Genomic DNA, 420 nt, shown 5'->3' on the forward strand with positions numbered 1-420 from the left:
TTATGGTGCTGCTGACCAATAGCAGCGAAGAAACGGCCTGGAAGACAGCCGAACGTATACGTCAGCGGGTCTATGACCTGAAGATCCCGCATATGTTTAATGAAAGCGTCGCCACCAACGTCACCATCAGTATTGGCCTGACGCCGCTCATTAATGACAAAATTGAACAAGCGCTGGCGCGCGCCGACGCCGCACTCTATGAGGCAACAAATAAAGGCCGCAACATTATTCTTGCCAGTTGACCTGCGCGCGCTGCGACCTCGCGGCGCCGATAAAAGCCTTGCCATGCCGCCTGCAAGCAACTAATATCAGTAATCATTATCATTTAGATTTGTATCTGGAAATCGAATGGCCTGGCGTTCCCTTCCTCTCAGCGATGAACTTATCTGGCGGGCTCCTTTGCCGACGGCTGAGCATGCC

1 protein-coding gene is annotated in these 420 nt (G+C 52.6%); it reads left to right on the forward strand.

The annotated features are described in order from the left end of the window. Positions 1 to 242: diguanylate cyclase (locus AEA42_RS00415; protein ID WP_156312279.1), on the forward strand; the 242-nt coding region annotated here is incomplete at its 5' end. Positions 243 to 420 lie beyond the last annotated feature (178 nt).

Source organism: Shewanella sp. Sh95 (assembly GCF_001308045.1).
Classification (GTDB): Bacteria; Pseudomonadota; Gammaproteobacteria; order Enterobacterales; family Shewanellaceae; genus Shewanella; species Shewanella xiamenensis.